The sequence below is a fragment of the Kribbella sp. NPDC004875 genome (assembly GCF_042873375.1).
In the GTDB taxonomy this organism is placed as follows: domain Bacteria; phylum Actinomycetota; class Actinomycetes; order Propionibacteriales; family Kribbellaceae; genus Kribbella.
On record NZ_JBIALI010000005.1, the window covers coordinates 167,972 to 187,283 of the forward strand.

At 68.9% G+C, this 19,312-nt stretch carries 19 protein-coding genes and 1 pseudogene; 13 read left to right on the plus strand and 7 right to left on the minus strand.

Annotated features, from left to right (window positions below):
- Positions 1-31: 31 nt before the first annotated feature.
- The gene (locus ACFYRH_RS27280; RefSeq protein ID WP_387781161.1) at positions 32-565 is read left to right on the plus strand and encodes a hypothetical protein; all 534 of its coding nucleotides are present in this window, start codon (positions 32-34) and stop codon (positions 563-565) included.
- Here ACFYRH_RS27280 and ACFYRH_RS27285 read toward each other — a convergent pair.
- Entirely contained in the window at positions 562-999 is a 438-nt protein-coding gene (locus ACFYRH_RS27285) for a GNAT family N-acetyltransferase (protein WP_387781164.1), read from the minus strand. The two genes, ACFYRH_RS27280 and ACFYRH_RS27285, sit on opposite strands and share 4 nt — an antisense overlap.
- A 55-nt stretch (positions 1,000-1,054) precedes the next feature.
- Between ACFYRH_RS27285 and ACFYRH_RS27290 the strand changes: the two genes are divergently transcribed.
- Positions 1,055-1,537, plus strand: coding sequence for a GNAT family N-acetyltransferase (locus tag ACFYRH_RS27290; protein WP_387781167.1), 483 nt, complete (start codon positions 1,055-1,057; stop codon positions 1,535-1,537).
- Between the two features lie 337 nt (positions 1,538-1,874).
- Here ACFYRH_RS27290 and ACFYRH_RS27295 read toward each other — a convergent pair.
- A pseudogene (locus ACFYRH_RS27295) lies at positions 1,875-2,264 on the minus strand (PLP-dependent lyase/thiolase); the annotation flags it as partial.
- 204 nt (positions 2,265-2,468) lie between these two features.
- Between ACFYRH_RS27295 and ACFYRH_RS27300 the strand changes: the two are divergent.
- The 4 genes from ACFYRH_RS27300 to ACFYRH_RS27315 all read left to right on the plus strand — a co-directional run bounded on the left by ACFYRH_RS27300 (position 2,469) and on the right by ACFYRH_RS27315 (position 6,878).
- Positions 2,469-4,820 (plus strand): glycoside hydrolase domain-containing protein, encoded by a 2,352-nt coding sequence (locus tag ACFYRH_RS27300; protein ID WP_387782538.1) that lies wholly within the window; start codon positions 2,469-2,471, stop codon positions 4,818-4,820.
- A 66-nt stretch (positions 4,821-4,886) separates the two neighbouring features.
- Complete coding sequence (locus ACFYRH_RS27305) at positions 4,887-5,474, plus strand: hypothetical protein (protein WP_387781170.1); 588 nt, start codon at positions 4,887-4,889, stop codon at positions 5,472-5,474.
- Between the two features lie 19 nt (positions 5,475-5,493).
- Positions 5,494-6,498: a hypothetical protein gene (locus ACFYRH_RS27310; RefSeq protein ID WP_387781174.1), complete on the plus strand. Its 1,005-nt coding sequence runs from the start codon at positions 5,494-5,496 to the stop codon at positions 6,496-6,498.
- Between the two features lie 53 nt (positions 6,499-6,551).
- Entirely contained in the window at positions 6,552-6,878 is a 327-nt protein-coding gene (locus tag ACFYRH_RS27315; RefSeq protein ID WP_387781177.1) for a hypothetical protein, read from the plus strand.
- A 9-nt stretch (positions 6,879-6,887) separates the two neighbouring features.
- Here ACFYRH_RS27315 and ACFYRH_RS27320 read toward each other — a convergent pair whose 3' ends face one another.
- On the minus strand, positions 6,888-7,718 hold the full coding sequence (locus ACFYRH_RS27320; protein WP_387781180.1) for an alpha/beta fold hydrolase: 831 nt from the start codon (positions 7,716-7,718) through the stop codon (positions 6,888-6,890).
- Positions 7,719-7,828: 110 nt separating this feature from the next.
- Here ACFYRH_RS27320 and ACFYRH_RS27325 point away from each other — a divergent pair, with 110 nt between their 5' ends.
- A complete protein-coding gene (locus ACFYRH_RS27325; RefSeq protein ID WP_387781183.1) occupies positions 7,829-8,137 on the plus strand; it encodes a hypothetical protein in 309 nt (102 codons plus the stop codon).
- A 111-nt stretch (positions 8,138-8,248) separates the two neighbouring features.
- On the opposite strand, the gene ACFYRH_RS27330 is transcribed toward ACFYRH_RS27325, so the two are convergent.
- Positions 8,249-8,746 (minus strand): DinB family protein, encoded by a 498-nt coding sequence (locus tag ACFYRH_RS27330; protein WP_387781186.1) that lies wholly within the window; start codon positions 8,744-8,746, stop codon positions 8,249-8,251.
- 158 nt (positions 8,747-8,904) lie between these two features.
- Here ACFYRH_RS27330 and glmU point away from each other — a divergent pair, with 158 nt between their 5' ends.
- Positions 8,905-10,383 carry a bifunctional UDP-N-acetylglucosamine diphosphorylase/glucosamine-1-phosphate N-acetyltransferase GlmU gene (glmU, locus tag ACFYRH_RS27335; protein WP_387781189.1) on the plus strand — a complete coding sequence of 493 codons (1,479 nt, stop codon included), beginning with the start codon at positions 8,905-8,907 and terminating at the stop codon, positions 10,381-10,383.
- Between the two features lie 29 nt (positions 10,384-10,412).
- Positions 10,413-11,393 (plus strand): ribose-phosphate diphosphokinase, encoded by a 981-nt coding sequence (locus ACFYRH_RS27340; protein WP_387781192.1) that lies wholly within the window; start codon positions 10,413-10,415, stop codon positions 11,391-11,393.
- Between the two features lie 52 nt (positions 11,394-11,445).
- Here ACFYRH_RS27340 and ACFYRH_RS27345 read toward each other — a convergent pair whose 3' ends face one another.
- Positions 11,446-11,925, minus strand: a complete 480-nt coding sequence (locus ACFYRH_RS27345; protein ID WP_387781195.1) for a hypothetical protein — start codon at positions 11,923-11,925, stop codon at positions 11,446-11,448.
- Positions 11,926-12,056: 131 nt separating this feature from the next.
- Between ACFYRH_RS27345 and ACFYRH_RS27350 the strand changes: the two genes are divergently transcribed.
- Positions 12,057-12,818 carry a DUF1932 domain-containing protein gene (locus tag ACFYRH_RS27350; protein WP_387781198.1) on the plus strand — a complete coding sequence of 254 codons (762 nt, stop codon included), beginning with the start codon at positions 12,057-12,059 and terminating at the stop codon, positions 12,816-12,818.
- On the opposite strand, the gene ACFYRH_RS27355 is transcribed toward ACFYRH_RS27350, so the two are convergent.
- A complete protein-coding gene (locus ACFYRH_RS27355) occupies positions 12,811-13,428 on the minus strand; it encodes a hypothetical protein (protein WP_387781201.1) in 618 nt (205 codons plus the stop codon). The genes ACFYRH_RS27350 and ACFYRH_RS27355 overlap by 8 nt on opposite strands.
- Positions 13,425-14,096, minus strand: a complete 672-nt coding sequence (locus tag ACFYRH_RS27360; protein WP_387781204.1) for a DUF3137 domain-containing protein — start codon at positions 14,094-14,096, stop codon at positions 13,425-13,427. The genes ACFYRH_RS27355 and ACFYRH_RS27360 overlap by 4 nt, the downstream gene beginning before the upstream one ends.
- A gap of 293 nt (positions 14,097-14,389) precedes the next feature.
- Between ACFYRH_RS27360 and ACFYRH_RS27365 the strand changes: the two genes are divergently transcribed.
- From ACFYRH_RS27365 to mfd, 3 genes are read left to right on the plus strand one after another with little or no spacing between them, the layout of a single operon-like run.
- Positions 14,390-15,037: a 50S ribosomal protein L25/general stress protein Ctc gene (locus ACFYRH_RS27365; protein WP_387781207.1), complete on the plus strand. Its 648-nt coding sequence runs from the start codon at positions 14,390-14,392 to the stop codon at positions 15,035-15,037.
- A gap of 48 nt (positions 15,038-15,085) precedes the next feature.
- Positions 15,086-15,661, plus strand: a complete 576-nt coding sequence (gene pth, locus ACFYRH_RS27370; protein ID WP_387781210.1) for an aminoacyl-tRNA hydrolase — start codon at positions 15,086-15,088, stop codon at positions 15,659-15,661.
- Positions 15,658-19,290, plus strand: coding sequence for a transcription-repair coupling factor (gene mfd / locus ACFYRH_RS27375; protein WP_387781213.1), 3,633 nt, complete (start codon positions 15,658-15,660; stop codon positions 19,288-19,290). Before pth ends, mfd begins: the two co-directional genes overlap by 4 nt.
- Positions 19,291-19,312: the final 22 nt, after the last annotated feature.

Below are 19,312 nucleotides of genomic sequence, written 5' to 3' on the forward strand. Positions count from 1 at the left end.
CAATGGCCGGGACGCTGGCTAAGGTCCCGGGATGGAGCGTGTGCTGCTGGACGAGGTGGTGTTCACCGACTACGGGCAGTTCGATCTGGGCTGGGGTGACGGATTCGGGTTCGACGGGGACGCCGACCGGTACTTCGCCGGTCAGGTCAACGGGTTGGTCGGGGCGGCACGCGCCAATGGCGTGTACCTGCATTTCGGCCGTCGATCCGGTGGGTCGCCGGTTCGGATCGTGCTGATCGACGAGGCTCCGGGGGAGTCCGGGAGCTCGTGGGAGGACGTCGTCGAGGTGTCGATCGACGTACCGTCGGGGACTCAGGTCAGGTGGGTGTCGTGGCATGGCGACGGTGGTGTGTTGGACGGGGTGGGCGCGGGTGAATACCGGCTCCGGGTGAGTGCTCGCGGGCGTGACGCCGGGCATGACGGTGAGTTCGCGGACGGGCCCGTGGACGCGTACCTCCTCCAGCTGTGGCCGGCGCCCGCGCGGCCCGACGCGATCCTGCGGGTGGGAAGCAGCGACGCGGAGTACTGGCACCGGGAGTGGGGAAGCCGGCGGCCCGTCAGCTAGGCGAGCGTCTTCCGGTAGAAGACTGCCGAGTCTTCGTAGCCGAGCGCTAAGTAGAACGGTCCCGCTCGGCGGCTGGCGAGGGCGATGTACGGCGCGCCCGCGGCCTGCGCCCATCGCTCGGCGTGGTCCATGAGCAGGCGGCCGATTCCGGACTGCCGCAGGTCCGGGTCGACCATGATCTCCTCGACCCACGCGACCGGGCCGTTGGCGAGGAACGTGAGGTGGCAGTTGCCCAGGAGGTAGCCGACGATCCTGCCATCCGCGGTCTCGGCGACCAGCAGAAGCGTGTCCGGTACGTCGACCAGTTGCTTCCACGTCGCGTCGAAGGCGGCCCGTTCCGGAGTGAACGACATGGCGAACGCCTCGGCGAGCGGCCACACGTGCTCGCCGTCCTCGAGTCGGGCCGGACGGATGCGAACGTCTTGTTCAGGCACGAGCCCTAGTCTGCCGCAGCGCGTGACCTTGTCCGCAGCGGTTATCGTCGGGTGGATGATCGTTCGTCGGGTGCGGCTCGAGGATGTCGAGAGTCTTCACGAGAATCGCTTGTGTGGATTGACGATCGAGGAGACCGCCGGGTTGGTGCGGGCGGCGGTCGACCTGGAGGGCGGTGACGAACACTGCTTCCTCGTTGCGGAGGACGGGGGCGGCGTACTGGGGATGACGACGGTGGAGCGGCTGACGCATCGGATGTGCCGGCATCGGGCGACGCTCGGTGGGTTCGTGATCGTTCCGGCGGCGCGCGGAACCGGGCTCGCGCGGCGGACCGTCGACACGGCCGGTGCGCAGGCGAACGCGTGGGGCTGCACGGTCCTCGAGGTCAGCTGCCGCGGCGGAACCGATGCCGAGCGGGCGTACGTCGGTCTCGGGTTCCGCGAGTGGGGGCGGATGCCGAACGGGTTCCACGACCGCGGCGGCCTGCTGTACGACGAAGTACGCCTATGGAAACCGACTGTCGATATCGAAGGTCAGTAGGAGCCGTGGCGTCAGAGGGTGAGCCAGCGGCGGTGCGTGTCGGGGTCGACGTTGTTGCCGCAGATGATGGTGGTGACGGGGCGGTCGGTGAAACGGGTGGGGTCCTCGAGGATTGCGGCGACGTCGCCATCGCTCCACCCCCGAGCGCTACCAACACCACGGGCCGCCCGGCCGCACCGTCCGCGAGCAACCTCCCGTCCGACGCCACCCGGGCATCGTCGGTCGTCCGGCGGTCGTCGACCGTTGACCGCGCCTCGTCGGTCCTGGGGCGGTTGTCGACGTTTGACCACGTCTCGACGAGTTCGAGGGCGATGGTTGCGGCGCCTTCGCAGGTTTCCAGGTCGAGGCTGTCTTCCAGGAGGCGGATGCCGGCGTACTGCGCGATCCCGGCGGCTCGGTCGCGGGCCAGCTCGTGGTCGCCGTCGACGAGTTCGAGGGTGGCGCCGAGGGAGCGGATGCGGTCGAGTTTGGCTTTGGTGGCGTAGCGGGAAGCGACGACCGTGACGTCGAGGCCGCGTTCGCGTCCCGACCACGCGAGCGCCTGTCCGAGGTTCCCGGCGCTCGCGCAGACCACAGCGCGCGAGTCGCCGGCGGCGAGCTGACTCGCGACGACCTCGGTCCCGCGCCCCTTGAAGCTGCGCACCGGGTTCGCCGTCTCGAGTTTGATGCTGAGCTCGCAGCTCAGCTCGAGCGCTTCACACCGGTACAGCGGAGTGTCGAGGAACACCGGGTCGACAAGCCGTCATACCGCACGAATCCGATCCAGATCGAGCCGCGTCGCCTGCACGACACGGGAGCCTACGCACTGGTCAGCACACGTGGACCTCGGAGGCAAGAAACATGCAGGTTGTTGCAGTTCTGTTGCGGAGCGTGAAGACGCCGGGAAACGATGGCCCCCGAGGGACGAGGCTGGGGGGATTGTTCAGTGGACATGCAGGTGCTCGCTGCGCAGCAATGGCTGAACGCGACGTACGGCGGGGTCGCCGGCTGGGTGCCGCTCGAGGAAGACGGCATGACCGGCTGGTCCGTGATGTACGGGCTGCGGCGCGCACTGCAAGCGGAGCTCGGGATCACTCCGGTCAGCTCGGGTTTCGGTCCCGCGACGACCGCGGCGTACGTCGCGCAGGTCGGCCGGATCGACGCGAACACCAGCTGGGTGAATCTGCTGACGATCCTCAGCGCGGCCCTGTGGTGCAAGGGATATCCGGGGCTGTGGGGCGGTCAGGACGTCACGTTCGCCAACCTGAGCGCCTCGGTCGGCAGCGTCCGCGACGACCTCGGCCTGGGTTCCGCGGACCCGTACGTCGACGTGAAACTGATGGCCTCGCTGCTGACGATGGACGCCTACGTCAAGCTCGGGCCGGGTACGACGCAGGTGCGCGATGTGCAGCGCTGGCTGAATGCGACGTACATCGGGCGCCGGGACTTCGCGCTCGTTCCGTGCGACGGGATCTACTCGCGCGCGGTGCAGACCGCGACGACGTTCGGGCTCCAGTACGAGATCGGCATGGCCGACGGCACCGCCAACGGCAACTTCGGTCCGGGGACGCGGGACGGGATCCGGACCCAGGCGACCGTCTCGGAGGGGATGACGGACGGGGCGAAGCGGTTCGTCCGCCTGTATCAAGCGGTACTGCGCTTCAACCGGTACGACAGCCCGTTCAGTGGCACCTTCGATGGCGAGACCGCGCAGCTGACGCGTGACTTCCAGGGCTTCATGGAACTCCCGGTCGACGGTGTCGGCAACTACAGCACCTGGTGTGCGCTGCTGGTTTCCTCCGGTGACACGACGATCGCGACCAAGGGTTTCGACACCAACAAGCAGCTGACCCTCGCGCAGGCTCAGGGAGCGGTCGCGGCCGGGTACACGCACGTCGGCCGCTACACGGTCGGTTCGGGGAAGTTCATCACCGCGCCGGAGCTGGACGCGCTGCGGGTGGCCGGCCTGAAGCTGTTCCCGATTCACCAGCGGTTCAACGACTCGCCCGCGGAGATGACCGAGGCGAACGGTCGTACGCACGGGATCGAGGCCGTCGAGCGATGCCGGACCCTCGGCCTGCCGGCGGGAAGCGTGGTCTTCTTCTCGGTCGACTTCGATGCGCTCGGGGAAACCATCGACGGGCCGGTCGCGGACTACTTCCGTGGGGTCAAGGCCTCGATGGACACGACGATCAACGGCGACTACAAGGTCGGCGTGTACGGCACGCGCAACGTCTGCGGCACGATGCTCGACAAGGACCTCGCGGACGCGGCGTTCGTCGCCGGGATGTCGACCGGGTACTCGGGCAACATGGGTTTCCCGATGCCGGTCGGCTGGCACTACAGCCAGATCGTCGAGCTGGCCGCCGGCTCGTACCCCGGTGCACCGGGGATCGACAAGGACATCGTCTCCTCGAAATCAACGCCGGTTGATCTCGGACAGGTCGATTCCCCGCCGGTGGAACGTGACGGTTCCCCGAGCGCCACCGGGTTCGACGCGTTCTTCGAGTGGCTCGTCCGCGCCGAGGTGGCGTGCGAGCGGGCGTTGGTGGAACAGAGCACCGTCCTCGTGCCGCTGAAGCCGTACGCCGCGTTCATCCCCTCCTTCATCATGCACTGGCTGCAGAAGCCGGAGTACTGGGGCGACGAGATCGGTTGGCCGCTCTATACCCCGCTGCTGGACCAAGGCAACGCCGTCAACGCCCGGCTGGCAGCGGAGGACGAACTGGGGCGGCTGGCGCCGGCCAAACCCGACTCGACCAGGGACATCGCCCACTTCGCCGCGACGGTCCGCGGATACGAGGTGTGGGGACTGCCCGGGGATCAGAACGACTACGGTCTCGGCGATCTGGGTGGCTGGGCGCTCGACCTGTTGCAGCTGTGGGGCTCGTACCAGCGGGCGTTGCAGCAGAGCCCGACGCTCGACCTCACACAGTATCTCCAGGCCAGGATCGGAGTCGTCGGCGCGGATGGCGGATTCGACTGGGCCGACGTTGTCGCGGATGCCGACGCGTACCTGCTCTGGCGGGCGAAACAGGACAACCAGACCTCGCTGTCGGGAGCCGCGCGTGGTTTGCTCAAGCTGAGCGCCCAGCAGCGCGTCGCCAAGTTCTACAACGACCGCTTCGGTGGGTCCGAGCAGAACGTCGCGGATGCGTTCGCGAAGCTGGCGGACAACGGGTCGTTGCGCCTTCCACCGGACCTCGTCCTCGAGAAGTTCGCCGACGCTCAGAGCCTTCCGAGCCCCGACGAGGCGCGGACCTGTGGGCGCGCCTACGCGCGGCTGATGCAGACTCAAGGCTGAACGGTGACCGCTCACCTGGCCAAGGAGGCATCTGCGATGACGGGCGATCGAACAGTTGACCCACTGGTGCGTAGCACTCTGCGGGACCGACTGGAGATCGGTGCGCTGGTCGTCGCGACGCTGGGGCTGTTGCCGTTGTTCGTGGCGTTCTTCGTCCTCCGGGGACTGCTGGCGGAAGTCGATCCGAGCCAGGTCAGCGCAGGGATCACCAGGTACGGCGATCCGCTCGGGACAACTGCTGCGCTTGCGCTGCTGTGTGCCGTGGTCGTCGTGGGGCTCTTCGCGGGCCTGCCGGTTCGGGGTCCGCTGTGGAGCTCTCGAGGCACGACCCGGGGTGCCGTCGCGCAAGGTATCGGCGGGGTGGTGATCGCGGTCGAGGCGCTGGTGGCCGATCTCGGCTACTTCTACTTCATGGGACCGGACGACGGGTGCACGTATCCGTCCTGTTGGCCGCTCCACCAGCAGACCGCCGCGATGGCCGCGCCAGGCATCCTCACCGGTCTCTCGATGGTCGTGATGGCACTGCTGGCGAAGCGGTCCCCGTGGTGGGCGCGGGCGCTCGTGCCGCTGGTGGTGCTGCTCGGCGGGCTGGCTCTCCAGCACGCCGTGTGGAACTCGTACCTGCTGCCGATCTTCCAGGGAGCACCCCGATGACGACGAGGAGTGTGGGGCGATGAGACGACGTACGGTGCTGCAGGGGGCGCTCGCCGGCTCGGTGGTGACGGCGACTTCTGTTGCTGGTGGCAATGAAGCGCTGGCCGCTCCGCGCGGCGGTGTGGTGCCGGCCGGGCCGGATGCCACACGGTTCGTGAACGGTCCGGCCGGACAGGCGGTGCGAGTGCCTGCGGATCTGGGCGTGCGGATCACGGTCGGATCGCCGGCGGCCCGCGCTCGAGTCGTGCTGACGTACGACGACCGTTTGTACGCCGTCGCGTCGCGCCCGGTACTGGTGCGTGGTGCGCAGGCGATTCCCTTACAGACGAGGGTGTCCCGGATCGGTACGACGCATCAGCGGGCGATCGAGGTCGCGCTGCCCGAGTTGGCGCCTGGCACGTACACAGTGCATGCGGGCGGTATGGCGCCTGCTCGCTTTCCGGCCGATCTGATCGCTGACCCGGTACCGACCGAGGTGAAGCTCAGCGAAGCGACCGGGAGTGTGACCGCGCAGGTGCTGAGCCGCTCGATGAGCGCACAGGGCCTGCCGTGGGGTGCACAAATCGGCGCGGGATGGCAGCAGTTCGAGTGGGGTGCGGGGTACTACGCGTGGTGCCCGGCACTCGTCACCGTGCACTCGGTCGGCCCCGGCGTGGTGCCTGCGGGCTCGCGGGTGCGGGTGACGCTGGACCGGCAGGTGTTCGAGTCGGTGCAGTTGACCTCGGCCCGCGGGAGTAACGGTCAGCGGATCGGTGGCGTCGGGCGGCGGGGCACGCTGGTGAACCATCCGGTCGCGACCTGGACCCTGCACACGGCGATCACGGCCGGCAGCAGAATCACGCTGACGTGCACGCCCACGTTCCGTTCGTTGCAGGACCCGCTGGAGTACGTCGACGCGCCTCTGGTCGAGTTCCTCCCACCCAAGAAGTCCTCGACCCCTCAGCGCCTCACCGGGCAGGAATCCCAGACCAGGCACGACGACGCGTATTCCCCGGACACCCGAGCCCGCTTCGCCCCTGCCTGACCCCGCCGGCTCAAGCCCCTGCGGGGGACGGGTGCGGGCTTGACGATGGGCGGATGGGGAGGAAAGAGCGACGCTGGGAGGACGCGGCTGCGGCCGCGGTTGCGTACGCAGTTGAAGAAGCCGTCACGGCGATCGGGCAGATGTCGTACAAACGTAAGCCGACGCAGAGTGGCGTGTTTCCGACGGACGAATACCAGGAGCAGATCCGGCGGCTGGCCGAGATCTGCGCCGCGCTGGTGCCGGGGCTCGCGCGAGATCCGGAGCATCAGCCGACACAGGTGCTGAAATCCGCCTGGGGCAGTCTGAACGAGGATCAGCAACGCTGGCTGCACGCCAGTTTCCAGGAAGGGAATCACGACCTGCGCGCCTTCCTGAGCTGACAGCAGTCGTTATGAGTCGTCGGCGTTCAGGAACGCGGCGATGTGGTTCGCCCACGTCGCCGGCTGCTCGAAGTGACACATGTGCGCCGTGCCCGGGATGACAGCCAACTGACTCCCGGGCACGGCGACGTGCAGGCGATGCGCGACCTGGACGGGGAAACCCATGTCCTGCTCGCCGTGCAGGATCAGGACCGGTTTCGCGAAGTCGCGAAGGATCTGCTCGGGGTCGCCGGTGAACCACGGATGCATGAGGCCTTGGACGGCACGCTCGAAGGACCAGTCGCCGAGGTCCGTGCCGAGAGACTCGAGCAGCCGCAGGTACGCCGGCGCGAGGTCGAGATCCCACACGAAGACGGTCGAGTTGCGCAAGGCACCGTTCGCGGCGTGCTCGATGGCCTGGCGACGGTGGTACTCGTCAAAGTCCGCGAGGTAACGGGCGTGGTCCGCCGCGCTGTACGCCGACGTTGACGCGAGCACCAACCGGCGTACCTGCTCCGGATGCTTGTCCACGAACTGGATCGCCGCCCGCCCGCCCGTCGAGAACCCGACCAGGTCGACTGCCCCCAGCCCGAGCCTGTCGATCAATCGGTGCGCATCCCGCACGACATACTCCGGCTGGAGGTCGTCCGCGGGCAGTCCGCGCGTGCTCCGCCCACACCCGCGGAAGTCGAAGAGCACGACATGGTGGTTGGGGGCCAACGGTTCGAACCCGGGCACCAGATAGCCGTGCCCGACATCCGGCCCGCCGTGAATCACCACCACCGAAGGCTTCGCGCTCCGCACGCCGAGCTCCCGCACGAACAACGTGACATCCCCGACGTCGACGAACGCTTCACCCATCCCCGAAGGCTTCCAGATCGCTCCGACAATCCTCGGACCGAAATCGGCAGGACGTGGGGGTTGTCCGCGGCTAGGGTCACACGGGCCAGCTGCTCAGGGAGGGGTCACGTATGTCGTTGCCGGACACCGTCCTGGAAGTGCAGCTTCGCGAGCTCGGGTACGCCGACGTGGAGCAGATCGCGATCGGGATGCAGGGGGCGGTTTATCGGCTGGGTCGGGAGCGGGTCGCGAAGATCTGGTTCCATGCCGGCGAGACCGAGTTGCGGCGGCTGGGGGAGCTGTACGCCGCACTCGACGGACGACTCCCGTTTCGTACTCCTCGGATGCTGGGGCTTCATCCTTCGGCGAGACCTTCGCGACCCGACTCGGGTACGACGCCGGACAACTCCTGCTCTACCGCTGCGCCCACTCGATCGTGATCGCCAACGCCCACGACGAAGACCCGTACAACCGGGACAGCGGCGTACCCCTCACCGCAAGCCTCTTCAACAACCGCGCAGTCGAAACTCTTCTCGAGTAGCTACTGACCGTCACTCGCCGGTCTGGCCGTCGATCGCCTCGCGGAGCAGGTCGGCGTGACCGTTGTGCCGCGCGTACTCCTGCAGCAGCTTCTGCAGGTTCCACCGCACGTTCATCCCGTTCCCGGGCGGGACCGCGTCGAGATCGCCGTGCGCCGCCAGTGCCGCATCCGTCCGGGCACGCTCCGCGGCCCAGACCGCCATCGACTCGTCCACCATCGAGGTGTTCACGTCGAAGTCCCAGTCCGGCCCGTCGTCGGTGTAGTCGCCCCACACGGACACCATCTCGGTCTCCGGCCCGAGCGCGTACCCGCCCCACGCGCGCTCCATCTCCGCCATGTGCCGGACCAGACCGAGCAGCGACAGCGCCGACGGCGGTACGGCGCGGCGTACCAGCTGTTCCGGGTCCAGGCCGTCGCATTTCGACCGGAGCGCGTCGCGGTGGAACCCGAGCCAGCCGACCACGACGTCCCGCTCCGGCCCGCTCGCGGGCCGATCGATGCGCTCCATACGGCTCATCCTTCCCGGTGGTGAACAGTGAAATCGCTCTCCTTGTACCCGGGGAGAGGCTCATCCGATGAGCAAGTAGGCTTGCGCGGGCACTGCATCGGGTGCCCATGCTGATACTTGTCGAAAGAAACTCGCAGGGAACTCGAGGAGAAGACCGCGTGACTTCCCATCGCCCCGCGGCGGTCGTCATCATGGCCGCTGGTCTGGGAACCCGGATGAAATCGGCGACGCCGAAGGTGTTGCACGAGATCGGCGGGCGCAGTCTCGTCGGGCATGCCGTGGTGACCGCCCGGGCACTCAACCCCGAACACCTCGTCGTCGTGGTCGGCAACGGCCGCGAACTGGTCGAGGAACACCTCAAGAACGTCGACCCGGACGCCCGGACCGCCGTCCAGGAGCAACAGCTCGGGACCGGTGACGCCGTGCGCGCGGGTCTGACCGCCGTGCCGGAGAGCTTCGACGGTTCGGTCGTCGTCACGTCGGGTGACGTCCCGCTGCTCGAGGCGGAGACGCTGCACGACCTGGTCGCCGCGCACGACAAGGACGGCAACGCGGTCACCGTGCTGACCGCCCGGGTCCCGGACCCGACCGGGTACGGCCGGATCGTGCAGGCCGCGGACGGCACCGTCGCCGCGATCGTCGAGCACAAGGACGCGACCCCCGAGCAGCGGGCGATCGACGAGATCAACGCCGGCATCTACGTGTTCGACGCGGCTACCCTGCGTGACGGCCTCAGCCGGTTGACCACCGACAACGCCCAGGGCGAGCTGTACCTCACCGACGTCCTCGGCATCGCCCGGAGCGACGGCAAGCGGGTCGGGTCGCACATCACCGACGACGCGATGCAGACCGAGGGCGTCAACGACCGGGTGCAGCTCGCCACGCTCCGTGCCGAGCTGAACCGCCGTACGCTCACCAAGCACATGCGTGCGGGCGTGACGATCGTCGACCCGAACACCACCTGGGTCGACCAGACCGTCGACCTGGCGCCGGACGTCACCCTGCTGCCGAACACCCAGCTGCACGGCGCCACCACGGTCGGCAGCGGTACGACGATCGGTCCGGACACCACCCTGACCGACCTGGAGATCGGCGAGAACGCGACGATCATCCGGACCCACGGGTCACTCGCGGTGATCGGCGACGGTGCCTCGGTCGGCCCGTTCGCGTACCTGCGCCCGGGTACCAAGCTCGGCGTGAAGGGCAAGATCGGCACCTTCGTCGAGACCAAGAACTCCACCATCGGCGACGGCGCCAAGGTGCCGCACCTGACGTACGCCGGGGACGCGACGATCGGCGAGGGCGCGAACATCGGCGCCGGCACGATCTTCGCGAACTACGACGGTGTCGCGAAGCACCCGACGCACGTCGGGAAGCACTCGTTCATCGGCAGCAACTCGGTGCTGGTCGCGCCGCGCACCATCGCCGACGGTGCGTACCTGGCGGCCGGGACCGCGCTGACCGAGGACGTCGGCCCGGGCGAGATCGCGGTGGCCCGCGGGCGGCAGCGCAACATCAAGGGCTGGGTGGAGCGCAAGCGGCCCGGCACCAAGACGGCCGCGGCGGCCGAGGCGGCACTGGCCGAGCAGGCCGGCGACCAGTCCGGTACGCCGGACCGGTCCGGCGATCAGCAGTAGACGCGACAGCACAACGGGAGGCGCGGGCGATGAGTGGGATGAAACGAACCACCGAGAAGAACCTGATGGTTTTCTCCGGCCGGGCCCATCCCGGGCTGGCCGAGGAGGTCGCGGAGGAGCTCGGTTCGGGGCTGGTCCCGACCCAGGCGTACGACTTCGCCAACGGTGAGATCTACGTCCGGTTCGAGGAGTCGGTCCGGGGCAGCGACGCGTTCGTGATCCAGAGCCACACCTCGCCGATCAACGAGTGGATCATGGAGCAGCTGATCATGGTCGACGCGCTGAAGCGGGCGTCGGCCAAGCGGATCACCGTGGTGCTCCCGTTCTACGGGTACGCGCGGCAGGACAAGAAGCACCGCGGCCGCGAACCGATCTCGGCCCGGCTGATGGCCGACCTGTTCAAGACCGCGGGCGCCAACCGGCTGATCTGCGTGGACCTGCACACCTCGCAGATCCAGGGCTTCTTCGACGGTCCGGTGGACCACCTGATGGCGCTGCCGATCCTGAGCAGCTACGTCGCGGAGAAGTACGGCGACCAGCAGTTGGCCGTGGTCTCGCCGGACGCCGGCCGGATCAAGGTCGCCGAGCAGTGGTCCGCCCGGCTGGGCGGCGCGCCGCTGGCGTTCATCCACAAGACCCGCGACATCGACCGGCCGAACGAGACGGTCGCGAACCGGGTCGTCGGTGAGGTCAAGGGCCGGGTCTGCATCCTGGTCGACGACATGATCGACACCGCCGGCACGATCACCAAGGCAGCCGACGCGCTGATCACCGAGGGCGCGGCAGGCGTCGTGATCGCGGCCACGCACGCGATCCTGTCCGGCCCGGCGGTGGACCGGCTGAAGAACTGCCAGGCCAGCGAGGTGATCGTCACCAACACGCTGCCGATCGCGGAGGACCGCCGGTTCGACAAGCTCACCGAGCTGTCGATCGCGCCGCTGATCAGCCGCGCGATCCGGGAGGTCTTCGAGGACGGCTCGGTCACCAGCCTCTTCGACGGCCGCGCCTGAGCACCGCCCGCTCGGCGTCGGTCCCGGAGGGCCGGCGCCGAGCGGTGTGTGGTCAGGCGCTGATCCGGCGCCCGGTCACCGTTCCGGTGCCGGAGTCCGCGACCTTGGTCTCACTTCCTGCCGCGAACACCGTGAACTGATACGTCCCCGACAGCTTCCCGTGTGACACCGAGCCCCGCAGCCGTACCCGGATCGTCTGTCCCACCGAGTTCGGCGTCGAGCCCGCGGTCCCGGTCCAGAAAGTCGCCTGGAAGCGATTGCCCCGCGACGCCCACGTCCCGGTGAACGGCGGCCCGGCCGGACTGATGTCGTGCGACACGAAGACGCCACCGCCGGCGAAACTCAGCACCAGCCGGACCTTGTCCTTCGATCCGGTGTCCTGTCGCACGCACAGCCAGCTACCCGACGGCCCACTGTCCGACCTGTCCGCCAACGCCGGCGTTGCCGTCGCCAGACCGGCGACCGCGACACCACCCGCGGCCATTCCCGCACCCCTCAGCGCCTGCCGGCGCCCGATCGAGTTCTCACTCATGACACCCTCCCCCTGAGAGTCGCTCTTGTCCTCCACGCTGCGCGCGACTCGATGCGATGGCAACGGCTCGGGGCGCACGGTCACTGACATAGGTTGGGCGGTGACTGACCGGATCGAGGATCGGACGCCAGATGCGAATCGCTGTCTTTCATCCGGGGGCCATGGGCTCGAAGCTCGCCGGGCAGTTGGTGACTGCCGGGCACGAGGTGCACTGGGTCCCGGGCGGCCGCAGCGACGCGTCGAAAGCCCGCGCCGACGAGGCCGGTCTGATCGGTACGCCGTTCGCGGACGCGATCGCACTCGCCGACGTCATCCTCTGCTCGTGTGCACCGCAAGGCGCGGTGGACATCGCCAAGCAGGTGGGCGCCGCGGGCTTCCGCGGTCTGTACGTCGAGGCGAACCCGTTGTCCCCGGCGTCGCTGCGCGAAGCCCGAGCGGCGGTGGCGGGAGCGAGTTTCGTCGACGCTGGTGTCGTCGGCCCGCCGCCGACCGGCGGGCCGAGTCCGACGCACCTGATGTTGTCGGGAGCGCAGGCCGACGACGTCGCCGGCTTGTGGGCCGGCACTGCGGTGACACCGATGGTGGTCGGGTCCGAGCCCGGTGCGGCCAGCGCGGCGAAGTCGTCGTACGCGCTCTACAACAAGGGCAAGGCGGCGTTGGCGGTGCTGGCGTTCCAGCTCGCCGAGAAGCACGGTGTGACGGACGCGCTGACGGCGCAGCAGGTGCGTGCGGACGCGGGATCGCTGCGGGATCCGGAGCTTCCGGAGCGGCTGCGGAGCGTGGCGTGGCGCTGGGGGCCGGAGTTCGACGAGCTCGCCGAGACGCTCGACGACGCCGGCCTCGAAGGCGACGCGGCCCGGGCGCTGCGGCAGGTGTGGACCAAGCTCACCTGATCCCGTAGTCCTCGATCACGAACGGCGGGATCAGGTCGACGATCCGGCCGAACAGGTACGCCGCCTCGGCGACCGCCGGCGTGGTCCAGTAACCGAGCCCCCAGGTGATCAGGGCGCGCCCCTCGATCCGCCACTGCACGTAGGGAAACCGGTCGATGAGCAGCTCCATCAACTGCGGGTTGACGACGGCGCTCGCGTACCGCGGATCGTCCGCCTCGACCGTGAATTGCTGGTTGAACCGCGTGCTCTCGAACTCCTGACTCGCCACCAGCGGATTCTTCTGCAGTACCGCGAGCGAGGGCAGCGCGCACGGCAGGTCGTACGCGATCACGTGACACTTGGCCGCGGTCGCCGTACTGCTCGCGCTGTAGGTGAAGTCCAGCGCGCGGATCCCGTGGCCGGCGACCATCCGCTCGGCGGAGCCCTGCACGGAGTACAGCCGGCCGGCGAGTCCGGCCAGCCAGGGATCGGTCGGTGCCGGGTACCAGCCATGCCCGGCCGCGTCTCGCAGCCGCTCGTCGAGGAAGGTACGGCGCCGACGCAGCGACCGTACGTACAACAGGAGAAGCCCGATCGCGATCAGGCAGACAACGACAACCGTGACGATCATCGGTACGTCGGCTGCCCGTAGTCACGCAGTACGAACGGCGGCAGCAGTTCGATCAGCCGCGTCATCGCCTCGGCCCGCGCGAGCACGTCCGGCACCTGGAACGCGCCCTGTCCCCAGCTGACGAGTGCGTTCCCGGCGATCAGCCACTCCAGGCCGGGGTTCAGCATCACGCACTCCATCATCCGCGGGTGCATGACGGCGTATCCGTACCGGTCGTCGTCGCACTCGACCCGGAACCGCTCGTTGAACTCCACGTTCTCCAGCTCGAGGTCGTGGCCGCGGAACATCCGCCGGAGGCCGGTCTCGTGCATCACCGTGACCGACGGCAGCGCGACCGGGAGGTTCAGGGCAACGAACTGCACGGTGTGCGTCTGCTGCGTCTTCCCGTTGCTGGTCACGTACGTGTAGTCGAAGACACACAGTCCGCGACCGCGGAACTCCCCGGCGTACGCCGCCGCGACCTCACCGTTGGACGGGAAGAGCGTGCCCGCGACCTGTACCAGCCACGGGTTCGGCGGCACCAGGTACCAGCCGACGGCCGCGACCTGCGCCGCGCGCTGCATCGCCGCCTGCCGGCGCCGCCGCTGCGACCAGACCACCAGCCAGATCACGCCGCACAGCATGACCAGTGGGATGAGCAGGGAGAACACGAACAGGAAGGACACCACGCAGGCAACGTATCGAAGCAAGGGTCCGCCCGGGAAAACCGCTCACCAGGTACGCCGTCCCGCCCGGGACAAAGCACCTGCGCTGTACGGATTTCCCGTCTGGCCGCGCTCATGGGTAGACTGTTTTGGTTGCCTCGGCGAGGGACGCCCCCCGAGAACTGTTGGGCGCGGCTCCGTGATCGACGCGGTGGTTCGTTGCCTGACGCCTTCTCCGGGGTCAGCAGGCGCCCGCTGAGGCCGCAGCCGAGTTACCCAGACAACAGATCACCGCAACGCTTTTGAGGAGTTCAGTCGTGGCCGAGGTCAAGATCCAAGCCGAATCGCGCACGGAGTTCGGCAAGGGGGCTGCCCGCCGAATCCGCCGGGACAACAAGGTTCCCGCCGTCCTGTACGGACACGGCACCGACCCGGTGCACATCACGCTGCCCGGTCACGACACCATGCTGGCCCTGAAGACCGCGAACGCGCTGCTGATGATCGAGGTCGAGGGCGGCGAGTCGCACCTGGCGCTGCCGAAGCAGGTCCAGCGCGACCCGCTGAAGGGCTTCATCGAGCACGTCGACCTGGTGATCGTCCGCCGCGGCGAGAAGGTCCAGGTCGAGGTCGCCGTGCACCTCGAGGGCGAGGCCGTCTCCGACGCGCTGGTCGTCACCGAGCACGCCACCGTGCTGGTCGAGGCCGAGGCGACGCACATCCCGGAGAGCATCGTGGTCTCCATCGAGGGCCTCGAGATCGGCGCCCAGATCCACGCCTCCGACCTGACCCTGCCGGCCGGTTCCACGCTGGCGATCGAGCCCGACACCCTGATCGTGAACGTCACCGCGCAGCCGACCGCCGAGCAGCTCGACGCCGAGATCTCCGAGGCCGAGGCCGAGGCGGGCGTCGAGAAGGACGAGCCGACCGCTCCGGCCGAGGAGCCGGTGGCCGCCGCCGCCGAGTAATCTGCTCGCGGCAGCACCCCGCAGAACACTTCAGGAGGGCCGGGATCCGTGGCGGACGACGTGTGGTTGGTCGTCGGACTGGGGAATCCCGGCCCTTCCTATGCCCGCACCCGGCACAACATCGGGCACCTGGTGGCCGACGAGCTGGCTGCCCGGACCGGCGGCAAGTGGAAGCAGAGCAAGCAGGTCACGGCCGAGGTGATCGAGACCCGGATCAGCGGCCTGCGGACGGTCCTGGCCAAGCCCCGCGCGTACATGAACGAGTCCGGTGGACCGGTCTCGGGGCTGCTGAAGTTCTTCAAGCTGGACCCGGCCAACCTGGTGGTCGTGCACGACGAGCTGGACATCGACTTCGGCGTCCTGCGCTGCAAGTTCGGCGGTGGCGACAACGGCCACAACGGGCTCAAGTCGCTGCGGAAGTCGCTTGGCACCGGTGAGTACTATCGAGTTCGGTTCGGTGTGGGTCGTCCGCCGGGCCGTCAGGCACCCGCCGACTTCGTGCTGAACGAGTTCTCCGCGTCCGAACGCAAGGACCTCCCGTTCGCCGTCGACCGGACCGCGGACGCGGTCGAATGCCTGCTGACCGACGGCCTCGAAGCCAGTCAAGGACGGTACAACTCGTGAAGCTGAACGGTCTCGTCGAGACGCTGATCACCGACCCGGTGGTCGCCGAGGCCGTTCGTGATGCCCGTGGGGACGCCGTCACGACGCTCGACCTGAGCGCACCTGGTCCGGTCCGGCCGGTGCTGCTCGCCGCCCTCGCCTCTCGGCAGCACGGCGCCGATCGTCCGGTGCTCGCGGTCACCGCGACGTTCCGCGAGGCCGAGGAGCTCACCGAGGCGCTGCAGTGCCTCGTCGACGAGCCCGGCTCCGTCGCCTACTACCCGGCCTGGGAGACGCTCCCGCACGAGCGCCTGTCGCCGCGTTCCGACACGGTCGGCCGGCGGCTCGCCGTACTGCGGCGGCTCGTGCACCCGGATCCGTCGGACGAGACCACCGGCCCGATCAAGATCCTGGTCGCGCCGGTGCGGTCCGTGCTGCAGCCCCAGGTCGCCGGACTGGCGGACCTGAAGCCGGTGCAGTTGCACGTCGGGGACACGGCCGAGCTCGAGGACGTCGTCGAGCGGCTCGCCGCGGCGGCGTACCACCGGGTTGACCTGGTCGAGCGGCGCGGCGAGTTCGCGGTCCGCGGCGGGATCATCGACGTCTTCCCGCCGACCGAGGAGCACCCGCTGCGGGTGGACTTCTTCGGCGACGACGTGGAGGAGATCCGGTACTTCGCGGTCGCCGACCAGCGCTCGCTGGAGATCGCCGAGCACGGACTGTGGGCGCCGCCCTGCCGTGAGCTGCTGCTGACCGACGAGGTGCGCGCGCGGGCCGCCGTACTGGCGAAGGAGCACCCGGAGCTGGCCGAGCTGTTCGAGAAGCTCGCCGAGGGGCATGCCGTCGAGGGCATGGAGTCGCTGGCGCCGGTGCTCGTCGACGAGATGGAGCTGCTGGTCGACCTGATGCCGGCCGGTACGCACGTGGTGGTCAGCGACCCCGAGCGAGTCCGGGCCCGGGCGCACGACCTGGTCGCGACCAGCCAGGAGTTCCTGGAGGCGTCGTGGGCCGCGGCCGCCGGTGGTGGCGAGGCCCCGATCGACCTGGGCGCGGCGGCGTACATGTCGCTCGGTGATGTCCGCTCGCAGGCGCTGGGCCGCGGGCTGGCCTGGTGGAGCCTGTCGCCGTTCGCGGCGGCGCCGGTCGACGACACCGCGGAGCTGCGGGACTCGATGGGCGAGCGGGTCGCGTTCGACATCGACACCGAGTCCGGAGCGGTCACCAGCCGTCAGCTGGCTGTGCGCGAGGTCGATCCGTACCTCGGTCAGACCGCCGCGGCCATCGAGGACATCCGGGGCTGGCTGCGGGACGGCTGGCGCGTCGTCGCCGTCACCGAGGGGCACGGTCCCGCGCAACGGCTGGCCGAGGTGCTGGCCGAGGCCGAGCTCGCGGCCCGGGTGGTCGACGGCATCGACGAGATCCCCGAGCCCGGCGTCGTGCTGATCTCGCAGGGTCAGCTGGACCACGGGTTCATTGCCGAGGGCATCAAGTTCGCGGTGCTCACCGAGAACGACCTGGCCGGCCAGCGCTCGGCGGCCGAACGCCGTTCGGCGCAACGGATGCCGTCGCGCCGCAAGAAGACCATCGACCCACTGGAACTGCAGCCCGGCGACTACGTCGTGCACGAACAGCACGGCGTCGGCCGGTACGTCGAGATGATGCAGCGCACCGTCGGCTCGGGCAATCAGAAGGCCACCCGCGAGTACGTCGTGATCGAGTTCGCGCCGAGCAAGCGCGGCCAACCGGGCGACCGGCTGTACGTCCCGACCGACCAGCTCGACCAGGTCACGCGGTACGTCGGTGGCGAGCAGCCGACCCTGGACAAGATGGGCGGTGGCGACTGGGCCAAGCGCAAGGGCCGCGCCCGCAAGGCGGTCCGCCAGATCGCCGGCGAACTGATCAAGCTGTACGCCGCCCGCCAGGCGACCAAGGGCCACGCGTTCGCCAAGGACACGCCCTGGCAGCGCGAGCTCGAGGACGCGTTCCCGTTCGTGGAGACGCCCGACCAGCTGTCCACCATCGACGACGTGAAGCACGACATGGAACGCGTCATGCCGATGGACCGGATCGTCTGCGGTGACGTCGGCTACGGCAAGACCGAGATCGCGGTCCGTGCGGCGTTCAAAGCGGTGCAGGACGGCAAGCAGGTCGCCGTACTGGTGCCGACGACGCTGCTCGTGCAGCAGCACTACGCGACCTTCGCCGAGCGGTACGCCGCGTTCCCGGTGAACGTCGCGCCGCTGTCGCGGTTCCAGACCGACAAGGAAGCCAAGGCCACCGTCGACGGTCTGGCCGACGGGTCGATCGACGTGGTGATCGGGACGCACCGGCTGTTCAGCGGCGAGGTCGCGTTCAAGGACCTCGGCCTGGTGATCGTCGACGAGGAGCAGCGGTTCGGCGTCGAGCACAAGGAGCAGCTGAAGCGGTTGCGCACCGCGGTCGACGTACTGACGATGTCCGCGACGCCGATCCCGCGGACGCTCGAGATGTCGATCACCGGCATCCGCGAGATGTCCACGATCGCCACGCCGCCGGAGGAGCGGCACCCGGTGCTGACCTTCGTCGGCGCGTACGACGAGCACCAGGTGACCGCCGCGATCCGGCGCGAACTGCTCCGTGAGGGCCAGGTCTTCGTCGTCCACAACCGGGTGAACACGATCGAGAAGGCAGCCGCGCGGATCCGCCAGCTGGTCCCCGAGGCCCGGGTCAGCGTCGCGCACGGCCAGATGAACGAGCACACCCTCGAACAGGTCATCCAGGAGTTCTGGGAGAAGCGCTCCGACGTGATCGTCTGTACGACGATCGTCGAGTCCGGTATCGACATCTCGAACGCGAACACGATGATCGTCGAGCGGTCCGACCTGCTCGGCCTGTCCCAGTTGCACCAGCTCCGCGGCCGCGTCGGCCGGGGGCGGGAGCGGGCGTACGCGTACTTCTTCTTCCCGCCCGAGAAGCCGCTCACCGAGACCGCGCACGACCGGCTGGCGACGATCGCGCAGCACGCCGACCTCGGTGGCGGTATGGCGGTCGCGATGAAGGACCTGGAGATCCGCGGCGCCGGCAACCTGCTCGGCGGCGAGCAGTCCGGGCACATCGCGGACGTCGGCTTCGACCTGTACGTCCGGCTGGTCGGCGAGGCGGTCGCGGAGTACCGCGGCGACACCCAGGCCGAGGAGCCCGAGGTCAAGATCGAGCTGCCGATCGATGCGCACCTGCCGCACGACTACATCCCGTCACAGCGGCTGCGCCTGGAGATGTACCAGCGGCTCGCGGCCGTCCGCGACGAAGCGGGCATCGCCGAGCTGGTCGAGGAACTGCACGACCGGTACGGCGATATTCCGCAGGCGGTGCTGAACCTGATCGAGGTGGCGAAGTTCCGCAACCACGCCCGCCGGGCGGGGCTGCACGACGTCACGCTGCAGGGCAACCTGATCCGTTTCGGGCCGGTCGAGCTGCCCGACTCGAAGGTGCTCAGGCTGAACAGGCTGTACCCGAAGAGTCTGGTGAAGCCGCAACTGCATACCATTCTGGTGCCGAGACCTGCGACCAGGCAGATCGGCGGGCAGCCGCTCCGCGACCAGGAGCTGCTGCAGTGGTGCACCCGGTTGATCGACGACGTGATCGCCGAACCTATTGTGGTGCCGGCGTGAAACTTACGAGTGGGATACGAGG